The sequence below is a fragment of the Paenibacillus dendrobii genome, from assembly GCF_009807035.1.
GTDB classification, from domain to species: Bacteria; Bacillota; Bacilli; order Paenibacillales; family Paenibacillaceae; genus Paenibacillus_AQ; species Paenibacillus_AQ dendrobii.
This window is the reverse complement of record NZ_WUBI01000002.1, coordinates 641,169-662,182: the sequence shown is the minus strand read 5'-3', so window position 1 is coordinate 662,182 and position 21,014 is coordinate 641,169. Positions and strand designations below refer to the sequence as shown.

At 50.2% G+C, this 21,014-nt stretch carries 17 protein-coding genes; 13 read left to right on the top strand and 4 right to left on the bottom strand.

Annotated features, from left to right (window positions below; all coding sequences use genetic code 11):
* Positions 1-61: 61 nt before the first annotated feature.
* Positions 62-931, bottom strand: coding sequence for a metallophosphoesterase (locus tag GRF59_RS17050; RefSeq protein WP_160498885.1), 870 nt, complete (start codon positions 929-931; stop codon positions 62-64).
* Between the two features lie 90 nt (positions 932-1,021).
* Here GRF59_RS17050 and GRF59_RS17045 point away from each other — a divergent pair, with 90 nt between their 5' ends.
* A complete protein-coding gene (locus GRF59_RS17045) occupies positions 1,022-1,672 on the top strand; it encodes a response regulator transcription factor (protein WP_160498884.1) in 651 nt (216 codons plus the stop codon).
* Complete coding sequence (locus tag GRF59_RS17040) at positions 1,665-3,059, top strand: HAMP domain-containing sensor histidine kinase (RefSeq protein ID WP_160498883.1); 1,395 nt, start codon at positions 1,665-1,667, stop codon at positions 3,057-3,059. The genes GRF59_RS17045 and GRF59_RS17040 overlap by 8 nt, the downstream gene beginning before the upstream one ends.
* Before the next feature lie 77 nt (positions 3,060-3,136).
* Here GRF59_RS17040 and GRF59_RS17035 read toward each other — a convergent pair whose 3' ends face one another.
* The 3 genes from GRF59_RS17035 to rpsT all read right to left on the bottom strand — a co-directional run bounded on the left by GRF59_RS17035 (position 3,137) and on the right by rpsT (position 7,179).
* The gene (locus tag GRF59_RS17035) at positions 3,137-5,425 is read right to left on the bottom strand and encodes a glycoside hydrolase (protein WP_423802964.1); all 2,289 of its coding nucleotides are present in this window, start codon (positions 5,423-5,425) and stop codon (positions 3,137-3,139) included.
* A 149-nt stretch (positions 5,426-5,574) separates the two neighbouring features.
* Positions 5,575-6,789, bottom strand: a complete 1,215-nt coding sequence (locus GRF59_RS17030) for an MFS transporter (protein ID WP_160498881.1) — start codon at positions 6,787-6,789, stop codon at positions 5,575-5,577.
* A 117-nt stretch (positions 6,790-6,906) separates the two neighbouring features.
* Positions 6,907-7,179 (bottom strand): 30S ribosomal protein S20, encoded by a 273-nt coding sequence (rpsT, locus tag GRF59_RS17025; protein ID WP_160498880.1) that lies wholly within the window; start codon positions 7,177-7,179, stop codon positions 6,907-6,909.
* Between the two features lie 161 nt (positions 7,180-7,340).
* Between rpsT and gpr the strand changes: the two genes are divergently transcribed.
* The 11 genes from gpr to GRF59_RS16970 all read left to right on the top strand — a co-directional run bounded on the left by gpr (position 7,341) and on the right by GRF59_RS16970 (position 20,969).
* Entirely contained in the window at positions 7,341-8,342 is a 1,002-nt protein-coding gene (gpr, locus tag GRF59_RS17020) for a GPR endopeptidase (RefSeq protein ID WP_160498879.1), read from the top strand.
* 152 nt (positions 8,343-8,494) lie between these two features.
* A complete protein-coding gene (locus GRF59_RS17015; RefSeq protein ID WP_160498878.1) occupies positions 8,495-9,811 on the top strand; it encodes a stage II sporulation protein P in 1,317 nt (438 codons plus the stop codon).
* A 33-nt stretch (positions 9,812-9,844) separates the two neighbouring features.
* Positions 9,845-10,234 (top strand): hypothetical protein, encoded by a 390-nt coding sequence (locus GRF59_RS17010; protein WP_160498877.1) that lies wholly within the window; start codon positions 9,845-9,847, stop codon positions 10,232-10,234.
* 83 nt (positions 10,235-10,317) lie between these two features.
* Complete coding sequence (gene lepA, locus GRF59_RS17005; protein WP_160498876.1) at positions 10,318-12,135, top strand: translation elongation factor 4; 1,818 nt, start codon at positions 10,318-10,320, stop codon at positions 12,133-12,135.
* A gap of 135 nt (positions 12,136-12,270) precedes the next feature.
* Complete coding sequence (hemW, locus tag GRF59_RS17000) at positions 12,271-13,476, top strand: radical SAM family heme chaperone HemW (protein WP_160498875.1); 1,206 nt, start codon at positions 12,271-12,273, stop codon at positions 13,474-13,476.
* Between the two features lie 126 nt (positions 13,477-13,602).
* Positions 13,603-14,070 carry an N-acetyltransferase gene (locus tag GRF59_RS16995; protein ID WP_160498874.1) on the top strand — a complete coding sequence of 156 codons (468 nt, stop codon included), beginning with the start codon at positions 13,603-13,605 and terminating at the stop codon, positions 14,068-14,070.
* Between the two features lie 196 nt (positions 14,071-14,266).
* On the top strand, positions 14,267-15,292 hold the full coding sequence (locus GRF59_RS16990; RefSeq protein WP_237391862.1) for an NAD-dependent epimerase/dehydratase family protein: 1,026 nt from the start codon (positions 14,267-14,269) through the stop codon (positions 15,290-15,292).
* A 223-nt stretch (positions 15,293-15,515) separates the two neighbouring features.
* Positions 15,516-16,034, top strand: a complete 519-nt coding sequence (locus GRF59_RS16985; protein WP_160498873.1) for an RNA polymerase sigma factor — start codon at positions 15,516-15,518, stop codon at positions 16,032-16,034.
* Positions 16,018-17,667: a DUF4179 domain-containing protein gene (locus GRF59_RS16980; protein ID WP_160498872.1), complete on the top strand. Its 1,650-nt coding sequence runs from the start codon at positions 16,018-16,020 to the stop codon at positions 17,665-17,667. The genes GRF59_RS16985 and GRF59_RS16980 overlap by 17 nt, the downstream gene beginning before the upstream one ends.
* A gap of 700 nt (positions 17,668-18,367) precedes the next feature.
* Complete coding sequence (hrcA, locus tag GRF59_RS16975; RefSeq protein WP_160498871.1) at positions 18,368-19,402, top strand: heat-inducible transcriptional repressor HrcA; 1,035 nt, start codon at positions 18,368-18,370, stop codon at positions 19,400-19,402.
* Between the two features lie 16 nt (positions 19,403-19,418).
* A complete protein-coding gene (locus tag GRF59_RS16970) occupies positions 19,419-20,969 on the top strand; it encodes a TCP-1/cpn60 chaperonin family protein (RefSeq protein WP_160498870.1) in 1,551 nt (516 codons plus the stop codon).
* Positions 20,970-21,014: the final 45 nt, after the last annotated feature.

Here is a 21,014-nt window from a genome sequence, read left to right as displayed (position 1 = left end):
ATAATGGACTACGATGTACGTGCAGTCCCTTTTTAATGTCCTGAACCTGCCGATCATAAAGCTACGGTTGGCGGAGAGTTAAAAGGGTCAGCTCCGGAACGCTGCCAAAACGGAACGGAAGCCGGGTTGTACCTACTCCGCGATTGACGTATACAGATCTAGGCTTTCGATCGCCATTATGAAAGGTATACAGTCCTTCCGTATATTTTCGGGCAAGCGGCGGAGTATAGAGGGAGCCGTAAGCGGGCAATTGCACCTGACCTCCATGGCTGTGCCCGGAAAGCTGCAAATCCACTTGATATGAACCGAGACGATCGGCGACATCGGGCTCGTGCACCAACAGGAGCACGAAAGAGTCCTGCGGAACTTGCTTGAAGGTTCGTTTCGGATCGGGGGAACCGAGTAGGTAATCGTCCAGGCCGGCGATGATCAGCCGGCTATGTCCCACCTTAACTTCTTCGTGTTCATTGACAAGCACATCGAATCCGCTGTCCGACATCAGACGGAGATACGGCTGCTTGGCTCCCCCGCCCTGATCATGGTTGCCGTATACGGCATATTTTCCATATCTGGCTTTGATTTGCTGCAATATAGGCGCGACCTTGCTTGCATCATGGTACTGCGAAAAATGATCGATCAGATCCCCCGTGAACACGACGAGATCCGGATGTAGCCCGTTGATGCGTGACACCAGCTTTTTGAGCTTGTCCAGGGAATAGAATTTACCGAGGTGGAGATCACTAATCTGAATAATGCTTAGCCCGTTTAGATCGGTTGTGACGGACGGGCTGCTGATATCCACCTGTTCGAGCTGGAGTAGATTTGGCTCGATATGTCTTGCATAATAGTAGATAGAAGCAGCCGCTAGTAGAAGAGCGGCTAGCAGCAAGAGCAGTTTGAAGCTGGCAGGTTTTCTGTGTTTGGGTTTCATAGGAATCCTCCCTTTCGACTTCAACTATACCGGGGCTCCGTTACATGAATGTGACAAGAAGCAGAGGGGCCTTTCGAAAAGGAGATTGCCATGCGGATATTAATTGCTGATGATGAGCCGGATATGCTCCGGATATTGACGGCTTATTTTCAAAAGGAAGGTTATGAGGTATGCACGGCCGTCAATGGCGAGGAGGCTCTCTTGCTCTTTTACCAGGAGAAGATTGATTTGGCCATTCTCGATTGGATGATGCCGAAGCGAAGCGGAATCGAGGTATGCCGGGAAATCAAAGCTCGATCGGATAAGAAAGTACTCATTCTGACGGCGAAGAGCGAAGAAGAGGATGAGCTGAGGGCGCTCCACATCGGGGCGGATGAATTTATCCGCAAGCCGTTTCATCCCAAAATCCTGGTGCTACGGGCCAAAAAGCTGCTGGGCGACGAAAAAAGGCAGATATTTTTTGGAACGATTCGAATTGATATGGAAGGCAGTAAAATCTATAAGGATGGCAAGGATCTGCAAGTTACCAAAACGGAATTCGAACTAATGTCCTGTTTTGTCCGCCACAAGGGTCAGATTCTCTCGCGTCATCAGCTGCTGGATCTGGTCTGGGGACTTGACTATTTCGGGGATGAACGGACGGTGGATACCCACGTACGAAGATTGCGGGAGAAGGTGGGAGAAGATTTGATCAAGACGCACCGCGGGATGGGATATAGCGTAGAGGCCAGTGATGAATAGGCTGGGCCGCAAGCTTTTCCTGAGCATCTCTATTGCCGTTTTGTTTATCTTTGTTCTATTTGTGCTGATGGCTAATCTGCTTCTGCCGAAATATTATATTTACAAGACCAAAGCAAAACTGGTACATGTCGTGGATACCATAGTTGCGATTCCGGCAAATCAGGTTGCCGTCTCCATTCCTGAGCTGGAACAGAAGTATCATGTCACGATCGTGGATGATTCTTTGCAGAAGCGGGAAAACGACTTGAATGAGTCGCTGCTTGCGCAGCTGGCGCAAAAAAAAGTGACACTCAATAAGTTCTGGATCACGGATGAATCCCTGCAAAAGATTAAGTCAGGCAGCCGCGTCAACAAAATATATGATCAAGGCAAGCTCAAATCCAGTTTTTACGCGAGCTTCATCCGCAAGGATCAGAGCGTCGTGCTGATCGGGCTTTCCATGGCGTATCTCAGCGATACGATCCAGATGATCAACGAGTTTATACTCGTGCTTGCCTTAGGCTCCGTGCTGATCATTGTGCTCGTGGTTTGGCTGCTGTCATACCGGATGACCAGGCCGCTCAAGGAGCTGGGCGAGGTCGCCAAGGATATCTCGGAACTGCGTTTCAGAAAGGCCAGGACGAAGACCAGGGACGAGATCGGGGAACTGGCGGAGAGCATCAATGCCATGAGCGACAAGCTAAAGGCCGCACATGCGGAGTTATCCCGGAAAAACCAGAGCCTCAAGCGGTTCATGTCGGATATTACGCATGAGCTGAAAACGCCGGTTTCGCTTATTCAGGCCTATGCCGAGGGGATTCAAGACGGTCTGGATGACGGAAGCTATGCGGCCACGATACTGCGTCAGAACAAAAGTATGGCTAAACTGATCGATGAGCTGCTCCATTTTGCCAAAATCGAGAGAGACGCGCTCGAACGCAGGCCGTTTGCCGTTAAGGACCTGTTTTTTGCATGCGCCGGCCAATTCCGGCTTGAGCTGGAAACGAGGCATTTGGAACTGGTGATCCGTGACGAGCTGCCCGCAAATTCGCTGATTGATGCCGACCCGGATAAAATCCGGATGGTTTTTCATAACCTGCTGAGCAATGCGGTAAAGTATACGGCATACCACCGGATTAATGTGTCATTCAAGGAGCGGGATTCGGAAATCGAGCTGCATATGAGCAACGTCTTTCAAGGAGAGATCACCGATGTGTCCCAGCTTTGGGAGCCCTTTTATGTGCTGGAGAGCTCCCGCACCAAGGAGAACTCGGGAACCGGTCTCGGACTTGCCATCGTCAAGACGATTCTGGAGCAGCATGGATACCGTTATCATGCCGAGGTGCTTGATCAAACCCTCCATTTCCATATCTATTTTAAAAAAGAAAAAAGCCCGCGTTCTGCTTAAGCAGAAGCGGACTTTTTTGTGCGTAATCTTCTATATTAGCATGCGTTCGGACTTTGTGGCGCATAGACAGCCGCTGATTATACGTTTGGTGCATGGAACGTTTGGACCTTGTCTCCGTCATAAATCATCGCCGACTTAGCCGGAACTGTCTGCTTATGATAAGAAAAGTCTTGTGCGGAAAAGTTTACGACGATGCGCAGATCCTCACCATAGGTAGCGGATTGAACAAGGCGGTCGGATGACAGAATTTGATAAGAAGTCATCGGCTTTGTCACCGCCTTTTCATGAAATGGACTCCAGACCTTGAGATAGTCCGTGATGAGCTGCTTGTTCTTGTTCCAGCTGTCCTGATCGAGATGATATAAGGGTGGCACGTTATAGAGAAGCTCAGATAACATGCGGCTTCCGATCTCATCTCTGATCTTGAGGCTTCCCCATTCCCAGTGATGGGTCGTGATCACGGAATCGTTATAGACCAGCTTGTATAAAGGCAGAGAGTAGGCAGGGTCCGTATACACATGCTGATAATCCGGCTTGATCGGAACGGTTTTCGCATATCGATCCGGCGTCCCTCCGCCGGCAGACCAGTATCCGCCGACATAGTAGGGGCTTGTTTTATTCGTACGCATGTCCGGATCGGACCACTGGATCACCGGGGTCTCGATGCCATGGGCAAAGGCGATAGTGGAACTCGCAAAATCGTTGCCTCCCTCGGAACCAATCACCATGTGTTTGTCGTCGCGGATATACTGCATGCGCTGCAGGCGGGCCTGAAGATCCTGCTGCTGGGTTGTCGGATGCGCTTGGGAGTAATCATCATAGATTTCGCCGGTAGCATCACAGTCTATGAACCAGGAGTTAAAAGGAATTCCGTCCTGCAATATTCTGCTGATGCGTTGTTGGACGCTTGGCAGGGACAGTGTGGGGTTCAGCTTGCGTCCTTTGCCCAGAAAACCTTTGATTTTTTGGCCTTCCTCATTTTCGATGGTTGCCGCGTCGTAAAGGGAGGCATCTGTAAAGGAGGCCGTATTCCAGTCTCTGCTGGCCTTCTGCTGGATGGAATGATAGGAATCATACGGTCCGACCAGATAACCAAGCTGTACCGCCTCCTTGACCAAGCCGGGATTCTGCAGGCCATCCGCCCAATTGGGCAGACCGATCCATGCCTTACGGATACCGGCATTATGCATGTCCTTCAGAAGATCGGTAGAAGCTTGGGATGCCCAGTGATCGATTGGATCGACACTGTTGTTCAGTGCGCTCTTCAGCAGTTTTTTGTTTAACGCATACAGCTGCTGTTCGCTTAAACGGCTGATGCCTTGTTCGATCCACGCCTTCGACTCTTCATCCGGAATCGCGAACAAGCCTGGTTTATAGAACTGCGGCATTTTCAAGACGTCATTTAAGGCTTTGGTGATCGTCTGCTTCTGATAATTGTCAATGTAATGCTGCTTGGCAACATCCTTCAGAACCTGCTTGTATTCTCCGGAGCCATCCTCGCTGTATTTCGTCAGTAGCTCCCCGATCCAGCCGGATAAGGGGCCGCCGATGGACTGGATCAAGGTGTTCCAATGGATATTGTCCTTGGTTAAGGCTTGACTGCTCCATAAGTAGATATGCGGTGCGCCAAACAGTTTGTTCACATCCGGATTGCTTGCGGCTTTGGTTTCTAGGGTAGTAAATTGGCCCTTCTCCTGAATGTAGGAACGATAAATCTGCGAGATTTGCACGGGGTCATTGTCCGTAACATAAATTCGGAACCGGTAGGTTTTAGCGGGATTGATCGACGGGAATTGATGCGTGAAGCTCATTTGAATCTCAGGCTCCGCATTGAACCGGATCGTGTCGTTATACATATCGTCTGCGATATACAGAATGGAATATTTCTTCTGATTCACGGCAAAGAAACGCATGGAGAAGCTTTCGATAAAATTCATGCTGCTGTTATCCAAAAATCTCTTCCACACCTTGTCCTCGCTGGGGATATACTTGCCTTCCCCAAGCGGAAGCGTGTAGCTTTCGCCCTGCACTCTGGGCCATTCAAACTCCGAAGCGCCTGTTGAAGTGAGTGAGACTTCGAGGTAGCGGCCCTTTTTCTCCATACGAATATCCATCTGCTTGCGGGGATATGACCACGAGATTGATTTTGGGGATTTCTTGAGATTCGTAAAAGGTTCTTGAGGCATGGGAAGCGAGGCGCTTTCCCGGATTCCGTCTTTTTCAACGAATAATTGGCCGGTCTTGGGGTCGGCGTCAAAATTGAAGTCATGATCAACGGAGTTCATAACTGCCGCTTCAGGCAGGCTACTTGCGTCTTTGGAGTTCATGTCGTGAGCGACGGGCTGTGTGCGCTCTGCAGGCTTCATTACGGCAATACCTGTCAGTAAGGCAGCACCCACGGCGCAGCTGATGAATGTAATGGTCGTTTTATTGTTTTTCAAGTAAAATTCCCTCCTTAAGTCACACTGTAAAGGCTCATTGTGACGCCAATGTGACAAGGAGGGAATAAGTTCATTTAGTGATGGAGCGTTGTAGAGGAGGATTGCGTTTCGGTCTGGCGGCTGAACCGCTGTGACCAGAAGGCGAGACCCATTGTCAGCAGCAGCAGGATGCCTGTAAGCAAAAATACGGTATGGATGCTGAAAACGCCGCTGATCGCGCCGCCTGCAAGCGGACCAAGCATTCCTCCGAGTTGATTGGAGGTTTGGCTTAGGCTGAATGCCCTGCCGCGGAAATCGCTTGAGGTGACGCGGACGATCAGACCGTTGAGAGCCGGGAACACCGCGCAGAAGAAGCAGCCATACAGAAAGCGTACGATCGAGAATGCCCATATGTTGTCAAAAGGAATTTGCAGCAGCGAGCCGATACCTCCTGCAAACAGCCCGATCAGCAGAATTTTCTGGAAGCCGATTTTGTCGGCCAGCTTCCCCCAACGGGGGGCAAAAATGATGCTCGCGATGCCGACAAGCGAAAATATAACACCTGCCAGGATGGAGGCATTGGAAGCCGAATGGCCAAATTGCACAATGTACAGCGGAAGAACCGGTTCGATCGTCATGACGGAGAACTGCGTGAACATGGTTAGCACCAGCACGACAACGAGCATTTTATTATGAAGCGCCAGCTTGACGGTGTTAAACACGGAGACGCGTTCCTTGCCTGGCACGAATTTTTCCTCTTTGACGTAAAAGATGACCAGCATGGTCGCCAGGAAGCACAGCACGCCCGCACTGGCAAATGCAATACGATTATCGAACAGTTTGGCCAGCACGCCCCCGAGAAGCGGCCCCATGATGCTTCCGGTAGCTGTAGCGGTCGACATGGTAGACAATGCATACCCGACTTTATGTTCCGGCGTATTGGTGCCGACGATGGCAATGGCGCCAGGAATAAAGCCGGACAATAGACCTTGGAGAATCCGAAGGATGAGCAGCTGTACGGGACTTGTGACGAAGGAGGTCAGCAGGTAGATTACGCACAGGACGAAGCCGGCGCGAACGATCATGGCCTTGCGGCCGTATTTGTCGCCGACGGAACCCCAAAAAGGAGAGGACAGCGCTCCGGCCAGAAACGCACTGCTGAACAGAATACCGGACCACATTTCAACGTTTTCGGTCATGCCAATTTGAATGAGGAAGATTGGGAGAAACGGAATGACCATGGAGAAGCTTGAAGATACGATAATAGAACCGAACCATAATACCCATAAGTTTTTCTTCCAGATTTCCATTGCTCGTCAACTCCTGACTCGTTATGTAGGGAGAATGATATGATACTGAATTAAAAAGTCCTGACCAGCTTTTCAGCTGTTCAGGACTCCTCTTTTTCATCGTATGGATAGCGCATCTTATGCTTGTGCATTCAGAGCGTTAAGTTTTTTCGCCAAGCGGGATTTCTTGCGGCTCGCTGCGTTTTTGTGTACGAGGCCTTTGCTAACAGCCTTGTCCAGCTTTTGAGAAGCGGCTTGAACTGCAGCTTTTGCAGCTTCAACTTCAGTATTTGCCAGCGCAGTGTCGGCAGCTTTAACAGCTGTACGAAGCGCGGATTTTTGGGAAGCATTAAGCGCACGGCGTTTGTCGTTCGTTTTTACGCGTTTTACGGCGGATTTAATGTTTGGCATTGCATTCACCTCCTGTAAGGCATTCGAATAGATCGAAATGATTCACAACTTAAAATAGTTTAGCATGGGGTACCATAAAAAGCAATACTTAAACACCTTTGCATAATCAGAGACATCCTCCCGCACACTATAACGAAAAGGCAAAGGAGGATGGTTTTCACATGGAATTGGATTTACAGCAGTATTCCGTACGTACGGATTTGGCGGTGGATGCCCGGGAGATGGCTGCCAAACAGTATCCCGGGACGATTCCGGGCGTGGATGAAGAGGTTTCCGACAAGGACGGAATCAAGATAACCCGTTTGAATGTGCTGAATGATGAAGGATCCCAGGCAATCGGCCGCGTAAAAGGACATTATGTCACGCTGGAAGTACCGGGACTCCGCAATGGAGATACCGGATTGCAGGAGCGCGTTACAGAGGCGTTCGCGAGAGAATTCGAGGATTTCCTGACGCTGATCGGCATTCAGAAAAAAGATACGGTTCTGATTGTCGGTCTGGGCAACTGGAATGTAACGCCGGACTCTCTTGGACCGCTTGTGGTGGAGAATGTTCTGGTTACGCGCCAATATTTTGAGCTCATGCCGGACCAGGTTGCGCCGGGTTACCGCCAGATCAGTGCCATTGCGCCGGGCGTTCTTGGTATTACGGGGATCGAGTCGAGTGAAATCGTGCAGGGAATCGTGGAACGAACCAAGCCGGATTTGATTATCGCGATTGATGCGCTAGCGTCCCGGTCGCTGGAGCGGGTCAATACAACCATTCAAATCGCGGATATCGGTATCCATCCCGGATCAGGTATCGGAAATAAACGGAAAGGTCTAACGAAAGAGGTTCTTGGCGTGCCGTGCATTGCCATTGGCGTACCGACGGTATGCTACGCTTCGACCATTGTGAATAACGTGATGGAAATGATGAAGAAGCATTTCGGCCAGGAAACGAATCAGACTCGGGAGATTATGGGGATGCTCGACGATATTTCTGAAAATGAGCGGCTGGCGCTTGTCAAAGAGGTACTGGAACCGCTCGGCCACGACCTCATCGTAACGCCCAAAGAAATCGACGAATTCATCGAGGATATCGCCAACATTGTGGCCAGCGGCCTGAACGCTTCCCTCCATGATGCCGTGGATTCAGGAAATTCGGGGGCTTACACACATTAAAACCACGGGTAAACAGTGAATCTATAAAACTCTCCGGGAAGCTCTGCGAATCTAGCGGGGCTTCTTTTTTTGGCAAACATATCATTTTTGGTTCTAGTGAATCTCTTTTGCTCATAGTTTTGAAGTATAAGAGAGTTCAGGAGGACAACACAATGAAGAGGAATGGGTTTAGGCTATGGAACATCGCCAAATGGAGAGCCAAGCTGCTGCATATGCTGTCCATGGGACGAACATTTTTGCTGATGACGTTAGGGTCGCTTTTGTTTTTCGTACTGCTGGGTCTGGGCGGAATGGCGGAGCATAATTTGAACTCGTCTCCCGTTTCTTCGATGAAGGGATTCGCGGGCTCGCTGTCGAGCAGGTTTTTCATGGACATGCTGGGCATGGAGCTTCCCCATCTGGACAAAGAAAAGGGAACCTCAACTTTTTCTGGTGAAAAAATGACCACATTCGTATTTCAAATGCTTACAAGTGTGAATCCGCGGGACCCGAAGAGCCTGCTTGCCAAGGAAATGCCGGGGATGTCGGCAAATGACCCGGTGCTGCTGAGGAGTGCTGCCGGCAACGAGAACTTGGACCCGCCAGAGGACTTCCATCTGCCGCCGGAAACGGATGAGAAGAACGAACAGCCGGCGAATACCGATCAACCCAAAGAGCCGGACAAAACTCCGGTGAAGGAACCTGAACCAGGGGGCAAAAAGGAGCCGGGGAAACCCGGAACAGCCACAGAAGGAACCAAAGACCAGACACAGACACCCACGCCTCCGGCGAATGCGTCTGGCAAAAAAGTCGTCATGATCTATCATTCCCACCCGCGGGAAGCCTATAATCCGCTGCTGAGCAAAACAAGCTCGAATCCAAGTTCCAAATCTCCTTCGCAAAATGTCATGCTGGTAGGGAAATACCTGGCTCAAAAGCTGGAAAAGCTAGGTGTGGGGACGGTGCATTCGGAGAAAGACTACTCTACGACGGTGAACGACTACAATTACAACTTTTCATATAAATACTCCCGCCAAACGGTAAAAGAGGCCTTGGCTCAGAACAGCGGCTTGGACTACCTGATCGATATCCACCGTGATTCACAGAGACATGCCAAGACGACGACGGTGATTAATGGGGCCAGTTATGCCCAAGTGTTCTTCATCATCGGTCATGAAAATAAAAACTGGCGCAAAAACGAAGCCTTTGCAAGCGCGATTCATGAACAGCTGGAAAAATCGTATCCGGGAATATCACGAGGGATTTGGGGGAAAACTTCGGCACAAGGCAACGGTGAGTATAACCAATCCCTATCTGACAATAGTATCTTAATCGAAGTTGGCGGAATTGACAGCACGAATGAGGAACTGAAGCGGACGGCAGAACTGCTGGGCCAGATCATCGCAGATTTGTATTACAAGGATCAGAAGGTTGAAAAGGCAAGTGTGGACAAGTCGGTATCCGCAGCCAAGGCGGATGCCAAAAGTTAATCCAAAGGAACAGGGAAAAGGGAGGAACCGGCGATGTCAAAATGGAGCAAACGGATCTGGATGGTGGGCATCTGGGCAGGGATTGGCGTGCTGATCGGAATGCAGCTTGCCGGTTCCGGCGGCACGCAGCAGGATTCTGGCAAAAATGCGGTATACACGGATCAACAATCGGTGAGAGCAGCCGCTGCGGCCCAGGTGCCTGTTCCACGTAAGAGCTCGAACCAGTTCAAAGTAGAAGAGCAGCAGCCCGAGCAGGTCGAAGTAAAGGATATGGGCTCCCAAACGCCGGAGGAGATTCTTTCTACTAACACCAATAAGCCTACCGTAGACGTGCTCGCTGACAAAACGGCAGGTCTGCTGCAGGACTTGTCGCAAAAGGGAATTCGAATGGTTGTCTCCCTGTTCGACTCCATCACCGATTAATCCTTTGCCTGTGGGATTGCCCGCCTTTATTTCAACTGCTATAATGAATTGATTGACACATCAGGCTGTTTTGGGGGTAGGGCATGACAGACGTACAAGCTAGGCAAAAAAATATTCGAAATTTCTGTATCATTGCACATATAGACCACGGTAAATCAACGCTTGCCGACCGGATCTTGGAGTATACAGGCGCTTTGACTTCCCGCGAAATGCAGGAACAGGTACTGGATCAAATGGATCTGGAACGCGAACGGGGAATTACCATCAAGCTTCAGGCCGTGCATCTTACATACAAGGCGGATGACGGCGAGGAGTATCTGCTCAATTTGATCGATACCCCGGGGCACGTCGACTTTACCTATGAGGTATCGCGAAGCCTTGCGGCATGCGAAGGCGCGCTTCTTGTCGTAGATGCTGCGCAAGGCATTGAGGCACAAACGCTGGCTAACGTGTATTTGGCACTGGACAACAATCTGGAGATTATTCCGGTTCTGAACAAAATTGACCTGCCAAGCGCTGATCCGGAACGCGTCAAGCAGGAAATCGAAGACGTGATCGGACTGGATGCCAGTGAAGCGGTTCATGCATCGGCGAAGGCAGGCATCGGCATCAAGGAAATTCTCGAGCAGGTTGTAAAACAGGTACCGGCTCCTTCCGGTGAATCGGAAGAACCGCTGAAAGCTCTTATTTTCGACTCTCACTATGATCCATACAAAGGCGTAATCGTATATGTCCGCGTCATCAACGGAAGCATTAAAGCCGGATCGAAGATCAAAATGATGGCGACCGAAAAAACCTTTGAAGTTATCGAGGTAGGTGCCTTCAAACCGCGGATGACGATAGTAGACGAGCTCATGGTCGGCGATGTTGGTTTCATCGTAGCCGGCATCAAGCATGTCGGGGATACCCGTGTCGGGGATACCGTTACCGATGCGAAGAAACCGACCCTGGAACCGCTGCCGGGCTACCGGAAGATTAATCCGATGGTATACTGCGGTCTCTATCCGATCGAAACTTCGGAATACAACGATTTGCGTGAAGCGCTTGAAAAGCTGCAACTGAACGATGCATCGCTGAGCTTTGAACCGGAGACCTCCAGTGCGCTGGGTTTTGGTTTCCGCTGCGGCTTCCTGGGACTCCTTCACATGGAAATCATCCAGGAACGCATCGAGCGCGAATTCAACATTCCGCTGATTACGACCGCACCAAGCGTTATTTACCGTGTCACACTGACCAATGGCGAAACCATTCAGATCGATAACCCGTCCAACTATCCGGAAGTCGGCAAAATCGAATCCGTAGAGGAACCGTATGTCAAAGCGGCTATTATCGTTCCGAATGATTATGTGGGTACCGTCATGGAGCTGTGTCAGAACAAACGCGGCGAATTCGTGAATATGGAGTACATGGACACCACCCGTGTGACGATTACGTATCAAATTCCGCTGTCCGAGATCGTCTATGATTTCTTTGACCAGCTGAAGTCCGGAACGAAAGGCTATGCCTCTTTTGACTATGAAATTTCGGGTTACCGCAAATCGAATCTGGTCAAAATGGATATTCTGCTGAACAACGAGCAGGTGGATGCCCTGTCGTTCATCGTCCACCGGGACCGTGCTTACCAGCGCGGACGCATCATTTGCGAGAAGCTGCGCGAGCTCATTCCGCGCCAAATGTTCGAGGTGCCGATTCAGGCTTCCGTCGGAACGAAGGTTGTAGCGCGTGAAACCGTCAAGGCGATGCGCAAAAACGTGCTTGCCAAGTGTTACGGCGGCGATATTTCGCGTAAACGGAAGCTGCTGGAGAAGCAGAAGGAAGGCAAGAAGCGCATGAAGCAGGTCGGCAGTGTTGAAGTGCCGCAGGAAGCTTTCATGGCTGTTCTGAAAATCGACGACAATTAGGTTACGATATATGGGTGAGCCGCTTGCGGCTTTCCCTCATAAGTATTCGGGGTTTCCGCAAAGTACCTGAATAAGCTTCACAGCAAGCAGCCCCACTTTGTGGGGTTATTTTTAATTAGAGGAGGGAATTGAACCATGACTATCATTCAGCCGCATGCCGCGGATGCCGCAGCGTCTCAAGGGAGCCGGAAACCGCAAGCGGTCTATCTTCACATTCCCTTTTGCACCAACAAGTGCTTTTATTGCGATTTCAACTCGTACGTGCTGAAAAACCAGCCGGTGATGGAATATTTGCAAGGCCTCGAGCGTGAAATGGAGCGGACGGTTAAGGCGGTTCCTCCCGGCGAAATCAAGACGATCTTCGTTGGCGGAGGAACGCCGACAGTCCTGAAGCCGGATGAAATGGAATATTTTCTGAAGACGGTACGTACGTATTTTCCTAATTGGTCCGATTCGATCGAATTCTCGATGGAGGCGAATCCGGGCACGACCGATCTGGAAAAACTGTCAGTTATGCGTGAAGGCGGCGTAAATCGCGTCAGCTTCGGTGTTCAATCCTTCCAGAATGAGCTGCTTCAGGGCATCGGCCGGATCCATGATACGGATGACGTCTACCAGAGCCTGGAAAATGCGCGTAAAGCCGGCTTCGAGAACATGTCGATTGACCTGATGTTCGGTCTGCCGAACCAAACCGTCGAGATGCTCGCGGAGAGTGTGGATAAGGCTTTGGCGCTTGATCTGCCGCATTATTCCATTTACAGCTTGAAGGTAGAAGAGAATACCCTCTTCCATACGATGTATAAAAAGAATCAGCTGCCGCTTCCGAATGAGGATGACGAGCTGCAAATGTACCTGCTCCTGATGGACCGTATGAAAAAGGCGGGGTACGAGCAGTATGAAATCAGCAACTTTGCCAAGCCGGGATATCACAGCCGCCATAACATGGCTTATTGGCTGAACGAGGATTATTACGGACTGGGTGCAGGAGCTCACGGTTATGTGGGGCATCAACGCCATATGAACATCAAAGGCGTTAATCCGTATACGGAGGCCACCAAAGAAGGGTTACCTCGGCTAGAGACCTTCACCGTTCCGAAAGAGGAAGCGATGGAAGACTTTATGATGGTCGGTCTGCGCGTGCTGAGCGGTGTGTCCGAAAGCCATTTTAAAGAACAGTTTGGCCTTGCGATCGAGGAAGTTTTTGCCAAGCCGCTGCATCGGATGCTGGATGCCGGACTGATGGAAAAAACGGGCGAAGGCTATCGTCTGAGCGAACAGGGACTTCTGTTTGGAAATGATGTGTTTGGCACATTTATCGGGTCATTGACGGTAAAAGAATAGCTTGAACTTCTATACGTGATGTTGTATATTTATTCATATTAAAAAACAGCACGTATTGAGGATGCGCAAAAAAGCTCCGGGCAGACGCCTGTTTTGCATCATCCTTACCATAGGAGGAGAAGTAAAATGCCGGCTGTAGTCACATGCAGAATTGCGGTCCCGGAGGATGTTGAGCCGCTCTATCAAATGATCGATGGATATGCGCAAAAAGGGATTATGCTACCACGGTCCCGCAAGGTGCTCGAGAAGCAGCTGGACCAGTTCGTGGTCGCTGAAATCGACGGAACCGTGATTGGCTGCGGTTCGCTTTGCCGATTGGGCAATGATTTGGTTGAGATTCGTTCCCTCGGCATTATGGACGGACATAAGGGACTTGGAATCGGCTCCATGCTGGTCAACAAGCTGACGGAAGAAGCCAGACGTCAAGGCATTCCCAAAATCATGGCTTTAACGTACGAAGTTTCGTTTTTCGTTAAGAACGGCTTTGCCGTCGTGGAAAAGGAAATTTTCCCGGAAAAAGTATGGACCGATTGCGTGAACTGCAGCAAGCAGTCTTGCTGCGACGAAATCGCCGTGCTTAAGATGCTGGATTAGGCGCTAAACCGCTAATTATAACAGGATGATATCAACCATCTTTCCCGCATTGTCTTTATGGTGATGTACGGAAGGATGGTTTTTTTATGAAAGAATAGTTTATTTTTATCATGAGAAAAACTTCACATATTAATCATATATGATGCGTTCGAAGCTGAAAATTCATGTTATCCTAAATTTAGGAAACACCAGCAAGATGGACAACCCACTGAAGCGTGTGACGATTATTCCAAAGGGGATGAACAGCATGAAAGAGGTATTTGTGCTTGGCGGAACGGGATTTCTCGGATATTACACGGTAAAAGAATTGCTGCAGCGCGGTTATGACGTATCGACCATTTCGCTTCCTCCTATGCCGGCTGAAGACCTGTTCCCATCTGGAGTGGACTGTAAGCTCGGGGACTTGAATGAGATGAGTGACGACGAAATTTTGAATCAGTTAAAAGGAAAGTATGCTTTCATATATGCGGCCGGTGCGGATGAGCGCGTTGTTCCCGATGCACCTGCGATGAAATTCTTCTACGAAGCGAACGTGCTGCCTACGCAGCGGTTAGCCCGCCTTGCAAAGGCTGCCGGCGTGAAAAAATTCGTGTTGTTCGGCTCGTACTTCGCGCATTTTACGGAATTGTGGACGGATCTGAACCTGAAGGAACATAACGCCTATCCGCGTACGCGGCTGCTCCAAGAAGAAGTTGCCTATATGGAGGGCGAAGGCGGAATGGACGTCATGACGCTGCGGTTGCCGTATATTTTCGGGGTGATGCCGGGACGGACGCCACTGTGGACCATGTTCGTGGATCGCGTCAAAGACCAGAGTGTCGTACCCGTGCTTGGAGGAGGAACCGCCATGGTGACGGTACAGCAGGTTGCCGAAGCCGCCGTCGGTGCGATCGAGAACGGCAAGCATCGGACAGGTTATGCCATCGGCGGGATTAACATGAAGCATAGCGAATTTCACCAGATCATTGCGGACCTGCTCGGCCAAACCGAAACCAAGGTGGTTGTCATGCCGCTCGAGCAGATGAAACCGGCCATGCAAAAAATGGATGAAGAGGCGCTCGCGCACGGTAAGGAGCATGGCATACACATCGGCGATACGGCGGACGCGCAAGACCGCGATGCCTACACCGACCCGCAGGATACGATGCCTGTTCTGGGTTATAAAGAGTACGATGTGAGAGCCGAGATGATAGAGACGTTGAAAAAATGCATCAAGGCTTAAAGAACAGCCGGAGGCGTGTATCCTATAAGAGGGATGCAGCCTCTTTTTTTGTGACGTGCGTCGATAGACGTTTTTCTTATGGAGCTAATGGTTCAACCACTCTTCTATCAAAGTCATGTATGATGACTGAAGAGAAGTGGTATTTTTTGTATATCGAAAATGAACGATTGCCCGATGTTATCGGTCATATAGTCAACACGCTTATGAAGGAGGTGCAATCCGATTGAATGACCGCGAACTGTTCGAGGCCTATAAGGAACAAGTCTATCATCTCTGCTATTACATGATGCAGAACCGTTCGGACGCTGAGGATCTATGCCAGGAAGTATTCATCAAAGCCATGCTTGCCGACAGGACGCAAGTGCGGGAAGTGAAGCCCTGGTTGCTCAGAATTGCGTCCAACGAGTGCAACAGCGCACTTAGAAGGCGGAAGAACGGCTGGGCCAAGGAATTTAAGGCATATCTGTTGACCCGTACCCGTGCATCCAATCCGGTCGAGGAGATCATGGATCAGCGGGAAATCAAAATGGAGTTCAATCAAATGTACGGGAGACTCCCGGATAAGATCCGTATGGTCGTTACCCTGCGATACGTTCATGACATGACGGTTCCGGAAATCGCTAACGTGATCGACATCCCTGAAGGGACGGTAAAGTCAAGATTGAACCGTGGAATCAAGTTGCTGCAGCACATGGCTGTAAGTCAAAAAAAGGAGATGATCCGAAATGAGTCGTTTTTTTGAAGACAAGGTTCAGGAAAAGATTCAACCTCCTCCACGCCCCGATTATGACCAGATGTGGAACCGAATTGAAAGGGAAGTCACCCTGCGCAGATCGGATACTTCACGACTTGAATCCGCTCCAAGGTCAAGAAGAAAAATCATTCCTGCCGCCATCGTGTTTTCATGTTTGATGGTTGTAGCCGTTCCGGTCTTTGCGGGAGTTACGATGAATTGGGACAGCTTATATGGCGGCCGCAGTGTAACCAATGCGCTGAACAACGGAATCGGACAACGTTATGATCTGAACGTAACAAGCAAGGGGGTTACCATGAGCCTAGAGGGAGTCGTTACCGACGGTGAGAGAATGAAATTGTTGATCTCGATGGATGTCGGTGCGAAGCCTCAGGAAGATGAGTTCATGGAACTGGAGCATATGGTGATCAAGGACGGGGCAGGCAAGGAAGAGCCCGTAAACGGGTATTTGAGATATGACGAGTCGAGCGGTAAGCTGCTGGGAATCTATGAAGCGAAGGATATGCTGAAAAATAGCCGAAATACGTTAACGTTAGAAGCTGGAGACCTTATTTCTTATAGGCCTGTGAACACCGCGCTGAAAAAGGTGCCTAAGGCGGGGGAAACGCTATCGACGGGAGAGAAACTCTATCCTGAACTTCACATCAAGTCGGTGACGGAGTCGAAAAACAGTTTGGCCGTTCGCTATAACGTAACCGTGACGGATTCGAAGGTGCAGGGCCGAGGCGATCCGCATTTAACGATCGATACCGGCAGTGGCAGCAGCCGCGGAGTACTGACACAGCTTCCTCCCGAAGATAGCGGGGTTCTGATCGAGCAGCTTTTCAGCAATATGACCCTTAAAGATTGGGAAGCGTCAAAGCTGAACTTCAATTATATGAAGGAAACCATGCGGACGGAAGGTGCATGGACGTTCCACTTTAAAGCGGACGGCCGGAAGGCAAGCGAAGCGATCTACTCGCAGCCCCTGCAGACCAGTGAAGAATTCAAGGACAAATCGGGAGTTCTGCTGGACCAACTAACCATAACGCCGCTGGAGATTATCGTCGAGATTAAGGATGACAAGCGGATGATTCCTGATTCACAGGGAGATGTCATGTACAAAGATGTCCGATTGATGGTCGGTGACCAGGAGATAACGGGTTCCTATACTATCAAGGGAGATGATCCGAAAAACTATAAGCATGTGTTCGCTTTTGAATCACCAGAATGGTACAAGGACTGGTCCAAGGTTCCGATGAAGCTGATGCTTAAGAACGCAACGGTCATCAAGCGGGATACCACGCGGAATTGGATTGCTCTGAACAAGCCTTCCGCTGTAAAACAGTCGGCAGAACTCAAACTGGAGTCCTTCGTCGTTCATTTCACGTATTATATGAATGGAAAGGATCTGATGGTTGAATCTGACTCGGACTCCGACATGTTCAAGGGAATCAGCCAAACCACGCTGAAGGTGGACGGTGAAACGCTCTTTCCGAAGATTACGCCCAAAGGGCCGGATGCACAGAGCAAGAATATCGAGAGATATCCGGATTTTAACATGAACGATACGCTGGAACTCAATCCGGGGTTCTACAGCTATCATGATTCAAACCGGAATGTAGATACCATTCTTCACTAATCCTACGTATCTCTTCCGGGATTGAGCAACTATGAATCATGATTTCACGAGGCGGCTCCTTACTGCCTTACGAGATCATGGTTCTTTTCTATTGGATCTGGCAAGATTCGACTTAAACAAGGATCACAAAGAAGGATTAGCGAGAACTATATCGAAGAAATAATAATATTGTAAAAAATGTATTAAGGAGGAAAAACAAATCCGATAACGCAACAGTTGGTCAGATCCTTCTTCTCGTGTTGTTTCCACGTTACATGACTTTATGGGTGGAAGGATACAAAGTGAGTGGATCGTTTTTTTAAAATACCAGCACGGATTATGGCTCGATGATGGCCGTCTTTTCCAAGGATATTTTCGTGAGCATGATAGCTCCAACTTGGTTTCATAAAATTCGAAAACAAGTATATTTGAATGCAAAACGGTCGACAGCATCCGTTTTGCATTTTTCCTGATTGAGGTTCGAAAAATGCCGAAGATGCCTATATTGTTCAATAAATCGTTCTCCAATATCGCGGCAACGAGAAATCCGCAGAAAGTCCGCTCTACCTTCTGCAATGGTCCGCTCCGAGGAAAGCAAAATGAGGATGTCTCAACTTGACAATGATCATGCCAGTTTGGTATTTTTGTATTAGCGGTTAGCACTCATCTGAGTCGAGTGCTAACGATGGTGAAAAATCAATGACCAGAGGGAGGGGAAGACATGCTTACCGAACGCCAGAGAATGATACTTAATGCTATTGTTGACGATTATATCCGTTCAGCGGAACCAGTCGGATCGCGCAGCATATCGAAACGGGGAGATGTCGGATTCAGTCCTGCGACCATACGCAACGAGATGGCCGACTTGGAGGATCTGGGCTTTTTGGAACAGCCCCATACATCGGCCGGGCGCATCCCTTCTCATAAAGGTTACCGATATTACGTGGATCATCTGGATCCGATCTATGAAGCTCTCCCTACCGAGCAAAGCACGCTGCGTGCTTTTTTTGCGGAGAAGCTGAATGCGACGGAGCAGGTTATCCAGCACGCCGCGATGATCCTTTCCCATATTACGAATTACACTTCCATCCTGCTGGGGCCGGAAGTTTTTCATACGTCTCTGCGTCATTTCCAGCTGCTGTCTCTCAACGAAACCACGGCGGTGGCGATTATCGTGACCAGTACGGGTCAAGTCGAGAGCAAAACCGTTGCCGTGCCGCCTGGAGTCTCTGTATCCGAAATGGAGAAGGTGGTAAATCTGCTTAACAGCAAGCTGATCAACGTGCCTCTCTATAAGCTGAAGTCCAGACTATACCGCGAGCTTGGCCAGGAAATGCAGCGTCACCTGACCAATTTTGAAGAAATCATGAGCATCCTGGACAACATATTCGTGGATACGGATACTGATCAGCGCGTGTATTTGAGCGGCGCAACCAATATGTTGAACCAGCCAGAATTCAAAGACGTAGATAAGGTTAAGGATATCCTCGATTTACTTGAAGAAACGCCTACCCTTACGAAAATGATGGCCGCCACGCAGGGAGCCGCAGGAATCCAGGTGCGTATCGGCACAGAAAACAATCATGAGGCTTTTGCCAACTGCAGCCTGATTACAGCGACCTACTCGCTGGATGGAGAGGCGCTGGGAACAATCGGCATTCTCGGTCCTACGCGGATGGAATACGCCAGGGTGATGAGCCTGCTGGGGATTCTGTCCAAGGACCTGACTATAATGTTGTCGAAGCTTTACAAATAAGGAGGCTTGAGGACAGATGAGTCAAGGTCAGCAGCCCGTGCGTGAAGGCGAAGAGCGGTACGCGGCACTGCTCAACAACAGCAACGCTGTCCGGGCCATCACCTCCGCGGTCGAAGGAACGCTCGGTCCCAAAGGGTTGGATGTCATGCTCGTAGGTGACCGTGGTGAAGTGATCATTACGAACGACGGAGTTACGATTCTGGATAGGATGGACGTCAGCCATCCGGCAGCCAGGCTGCTGATCCAGGTGGCCCGCTCCCAGCAGAAAAAGGTGGGAGACGGAACAACGACGGCTACGGTTCTCGCGGGTGCGCTCGTTCAGGAAGGGGTTTCCCAGATCGTAAGGGGCGTCCCCGCTTCCAAGGTAGTCGCAGGCATGCAGCAAGGAATTAAGATGGCTGCCGATTCACTCCGAGGCAGAGCCCGGGATATTCAGGATCTGGATGACCCTTTGCTTGCCAAGGCTGTGTATGTAGCCGGCAGGGAGCGGGAAGACATCGTGTCCCTCGTCATGGAGGCTGCTTCAATAATTGGCATCCGCAAGCTCAAGGATCCGTCCTATCTTCTTGCTGATGCGGTTACCGCGCATGAAAAGGGTAATAATGAAGTATTTGAGGGTCTTCTGTTAAGACAGCTGCCGTTATATCCTCATGATGCTCCAGTACTTGAAAATACTCGAATCCTCATCCTGCACGATGCGCTTGAGCCTGAAAGCCTGGATGAAGAAGTGCTGACGACCGAAGCCGGTTTTGGCCGTTATATGGAGCTTCGGGAACGATTCACCCGCGAGCTAAATGTGCTGGCTGATCTCGGTGTAGGACTGATTTTACTGGAAAAGGGTATCCATCCCGATGCCGAGCAGTTTTGCATGGATCATGGGATGATGGTCATTCCGCGGGTAAGCCGTAAAGATTTGGCCCGCGTCAGCTCGATGACAGGCGCCGTGCCGCTTCGGAGGACGGCGTTACATAAAGAGCGGGATTCGCTCGGCAGACTGCTCGGCATTTCCCCAAGGGCATGTTATGATGAAACTTTGGAGCGTGTCCGGATCAGCAGCGGCGGACAAAAGGAGGAGCCTTTTGTCACGCTGATTGTTGGAGCCAGCACAGCCGAAGTGGTGGGCGAATCGGCCCGGATTGCTGCCGACGCGGCCTCGGCGCTTCAGGCGGCGATTGCAGGCGGAATCCTCCCTGGCGGAGGCACGGCCGAGCTTGCCGTTTCCTACGAGCTCGAGCATCGCCGCGAAGCCGTCAAAGGGATGGAGGCGTTCGGCATTGCGGCCGTAGCCGCCGCCCTTCGCAAACCGATGTCGCAGATCCTTCTGAACGCCGGCTATAACCCTCTGGAAAAAATGGAGGAGGCCCGGGCTGCCCAGCTCGATGAGAACTGCGACGGAATGGGCATAGATTGCGATTCCGGCCTTGTGATTCATTATGAGGAGAAGGGCATCGTCGATCCCGCACTCGTTAAAATACACGGCCTGCAGACAGCAGGAGAAGTGGCTGCCGCAGTACTGCGCATTCATAATGTCATTAAAATGAGAAGCGCGCATGGATCTGAAGGATGAGGCGCAAGTTTGGCACAAAAAGATATAGAGCATATTAAGGAGGTG

Bases quoted from the DNA above. Each gene is read 5' to 3' on its own strand.
- GRF59_RS17050 (WP_160498885.1), bottom strand. From the start codon at position 931: ATGAAACCCAAACACAGAAAACCTGCCAGCTTCAAACTGCTCTTGCTG.
- GRF59_RS17045 (WP_160498884.1), top strand. From the start codon at position 1,022: ATGCGGATATTAATTGCTGATGATGAGCCGGATATGCTCCGGATATTG.
- GRF59_RS17040 (WP_160498883.1), top strand. From the start codon at position 1,665: ATGAATAGGCTGGGCCGCAAGCTTTTCCTGAGCATCTCTATTGCCGTT.
- GRF59_RS17035 (WP_423802964.1), bottom strand. From the start codon at position 5,425: ATGAAGCCTGCAGAGCGCACACAGCCCGTCGCTCACGACATGAACTCC.
- GRF59_RS17030 (WP_160498881.1), bottom strand. From the start codon at position 6,789: ATGGAAATCTGGAAGAAAAACTTATGGGTATTATGGTTCGGTTCTATT.
- rpsT (WP_160498880.1), bottom strand. From the start codon at position 7,179: ATGCCAAACATTAAATCCGCCGTAAAACGCGTAAAAACGAACGACAAA.
- gpr (WP_160498879.1), top strand. From the start codon at position 7,341: ATGGAATTGGATTTACAGCAGTATTCCGTACGTACGGATTTGGCGGTG.
- GRF59_RS17015 (WP_160498878.1), top strand. From the start codon at position 8,495: ATGAAGAGGAATGGGTTTAGGCTATGGAACATCGCCAAATGGAGAGCC.
- GRF59_RS17010 (WP_160498877.1), top strand. From the start codon at position 9,845: ATGTCAAAATGGAGCAAACGGATCTGGATGGTGGGCATCTGGGCAGGG.
- lepA (WP_160498876.1), top strand. From the start codon at position 10,318: ATGACAGACGTACAAGCTAGGCAAAAAAATATTCGAAATTTCTGTATC.
- hemW (WP_160498875.1), top strand. From the start codon at position 12,271: ATGACTATCATTCAGCCGCATGCCGCGGATGCCGCAGCGTCTCAAGGG.
- GRF59_RS16995 (WP_160498874.1), top strand. From the start codon at position 13,603: ATGCCGGCTGTAGTCACATGCAGAATTGCGGTCCCGGAGGATGTTGAG.
- GRF59_RS16990 (WP_237391862.1), top strand. From the start codon at position 14,267: ATGGACAACCCACTGAAGCGTGTGACGATTATTCCAAAGGGGATGAAC.
- GRF59_RS16980 (WP_160498872.1), top strand. From the start codon at position 16,018: ATGAGTCGTTTTTTTGAAGACAAGGTTCAGGAAAAGATTCAACCTCCT.
- hrcA (WP_160498871.1), top strand. From the start codon at position 18,368: ATGCTTACCGAACGCCAGAGAATGATACTTAATGCTATTGTTGACGAT.
- GRF59_RS16970 (WP_160498870.1), top strand. From the start codon at position 19,419: ATGAGTCAAGGTCAGCAGCCCGTGCGTGAAGGCGAAGAGCGGTACGCG.